Here is a 2,582-nt window from a genome sequence, read left to right on the forward strand (position 1 = left end):
TTTACTATTTCTTCTTACCTCTATTAACTATGAGCTTCTCAGAATATTTATTCTTATTTCTAGTTTTAAGACCTTTAGCATATAGGCCTTTACGTGAGCGTGGGTGACCGCCAGAAGATTTACCTTCACCACCACCCATAGGGTGATCGACAGGGTTCATAGCTACACCACGAACGCGAGGACGTCTACCTAACCATCTGTTACGGCCAGCTTTGCCCAACTTAACGTTCATGTGCTCTCCGTTAGAAACAGTACCAACTGTTGCAGAACAGTTAACCAGTACCATTCTCAGCTCGCCAGAAGGAAGTTTAATCGTTGCATAACGTCCTTCACGTGCAACCAGCTGAGCATAAGAACCAGCACTTCTTGCAAGTGTGGCACCAGCACCTGGCTGAAGCTCAATGTTGTGGATGATAGTACCTAGAGGAATGTCAGAAAGAGGCAAGCAGTTTCCTACTTCTGGAGCAATACCTGGACCTGAATTGATTACAGTACCAACTTGTAAGCCTGAAGGAGCAATAATATAGCTCTTCTCACCGTCTGCGTAGAAAATTAACGCAATACGAGCTGTCCTGTTCGGGTCGTACTCAATGGTTTTAACTGTAGCAGGCACGCCATGCTTCGTGCGCTTGAAGTCAATAACTCTGTACTTTCTCTTATGTCCACCGCCTACATAGCGCATGGTCATTTTACCAGAATTGTTGCGTCCACCAGATTTTGAAAGAGGTGCCAACAAAGACTTCTCAGGAGTAGCAGATGTTAATTCATCAAATGCAGGGGCTACTCTGAATCTTTGACCTGGTGTTGTTGGTCTTAACTTTTTTAAAGCCATTTTAACTTAATTATATGCCGCTGTAAAAGTCTATTACTTCACCCTCTTTAAGGGTTACTATTGCTTTTTTAATCAGAGAAGTACGGCCGGTTACAGCGCCAGACTTTGTATACTTAGTCTTCTTCTTACCTAGTGCGCGTATTGTTGCTACTTTAGCAACTGTTACACCGTACATTTTCTCAACCGCCTTTTTGATTTCAACTTTATTGGCAGCTTTTTCTACCTCAAAAGCATACTTTCCAACCTCGTTCAAGGCAGCGTATTTTTCTGTGATTATTGGTCTTCTCAGAACGTTCATTACTTCGTGCTAAAGAGGGTTTCTAATTCATTTACTGACTGCTCAACAAGAAGAAGTTTCTCAGTGTTAAGAAGGTCATATGTATTGATATCCTTAACAGTCGAAACTTTTACCTTTGGAAGGTTTCTGCTTGACAGAACGATATTCTTATCTACAGCAGGAAGTACCACTAGTGTCTTTCCTGTTGACTGTAAATTATTCAGTATACCTCTGAATTCACTTGTTTTAGGAGCATTCAAAGCAAACGACTCAACTAAAGCAACTTTATTATCACGTGCTAAAAGAGAAAGAGCAGAAAGACGAGCAACTCTTTTCAACTTCTTATTCAGTTTAAAGCTGTAGTTTCTTGGTTTAGGGCCAAAAACTCTACCACCACCAATAAATACTGGCGACTTAATGCTACCTGCACGAGCCCCACCTGTACCTTTTTGCTTCTTGATCTTTTTGGTTGAACCTGCAACTTCTGCACGCTCTTTTGATTTGTGTGTTCCTTGTCTCTGGTTTGCCAGATACTGTTTCACGTCAAGATACATTGCATGCTCATTTGGCTCTAGTCCAAACACAGCATCAGAAAGTGTCACCTTTCTGCCTGTATCTTCACCTTTGATATTTAATACAGAAAGCTCCATTTTATTTCTCAATTAACACGTAAGAATTTTTGGCACCAGGAACAGAGCCACTAACAACTATAAGGTTTTTATCTGCAATAACACGCAGAACAGTAAGGTTTTGAATCTTAACTCTGTTTCCACCCATTCTACCGGCCATTCGCATTCCTTTAAATACTCTTGAAGGCCATGAAGCAGCACCAATTGAACCTGGGTGCCTTGCTCTGTTGTGCTGACCGTGTGTCTGTCCACCAACACCAGCAAAGTTATAACGCTTTACAACGCCTTGAAAACCTTTACCTTTAGAGGTACCTACCACGTCAACAAATTCTCCTTCTATAAAGAGTTCTGCATTAACTACATCACCCAATGTATAGCTTACGCCTTCTACATCAAACTCCGCAACTTTTTTTGCAGGGGCCGTATTAGCTTTTTGGTAATGCCCGGCTTCCGCCTTCGTTACTCTTTTCAACTTTTTTTCGCCATAGCCAAGCTGTACTGCAGCATAGCCATCTTTTTCTACTGTCTTCACTTGAGTAACTACACACGGACCTGCTTGTATAAGCGTAACTGGTGTGTATTTACCATCTGCTGTGAAGAGGCTTGTCATTCCGATTTTCTTACCGATAATTCCAGGCATTCAACTTTTATTTAAGAGATGGATACAATAATTCACTGTCCCCTATTTTGCTAAGGGAGTGCAAAGTTAATAAAATTTTCTCTACCGATTCAAATAATCTATAAAATATTTATTCTCAGCCAAGTATAAACAAAAAGAGGAAGGCTAAGGCCTTCCTCTTTTTGTTTCAATTTATAATGATGTTATCAAACTTTGATTTCAACA

4 protein-coding genes are annotated in these 2,582 nt (G+C 40.7%); all 4 read right to left on the reverse strand.

Going from position 1 to position 2,582, the window contains the following annotated elements:
• Positions 1-4: 4 nt before the first annotated feature.
• The 4 genes from rplB to rplC are packed head-to-tail and all read right to left on the reverse strand — an operon-like array spanning position 5 to position 2,378.
• Positions 5-832 (reverse strand): 50S ribosomal protein L2, encoded by an 828-nt coding sequence (rplB, locus tag ACFQ2O_RS21120; RefSeq protein WP_377532784.1) that lies wholly within the window; start codon positions 830-832, stop codon positions 5-7.
• A 10-nt stretch (positions 833-842) separates the two neighbouring features.
• Complete coding sequence (gene rplW / locus ACFQ2O_RS21125; protein WP_377532786.1) at positions 843-1,130, reverse strand: 50S ribosomal protein L23; 288 nt, start codon at positions 1,128-1,130, stop codon at positions 843-845.
• A complete protein-coding gene (gene rplD / locus ACFQ2O_RS21130) occupies positions 1,130-1,759 on the reverse strand; it encodes a 50S ribosomal protein L4 (RefSeq protein WP_377532788.1) in 630 nt (209 codons plus the stop codon). The genes rplW and rplD overlap by 1 nt, the downstream gene beginning before the upstream one ends.
• Position 1,760: 1 nt before the next feature.
• The gene (rplC, locus tag ACFQ2O_RS21135; protein ID WP_377532790.1) at positions 1,761-2,378 is read right to left on the reverse strand and encodes a 50S ribosomal protein L3; all 618 of its coding nucleotides are present in this window, start codon (positions 2,376-2,378) and stop codon (positions 1,761-1,763) included.
• Positions 2,379-2,582: the final 204 nt, after the last annotated feature.

It is taken from the genome of Pontibacter rugosus, from assembly GCF_042678745.1.
Lineage (GTDB): Bacteria > Bacteroidota > Bacteroidia > Cytophagales > Hymenobacteraceae > Pontibacter > Pontibacter rugosus.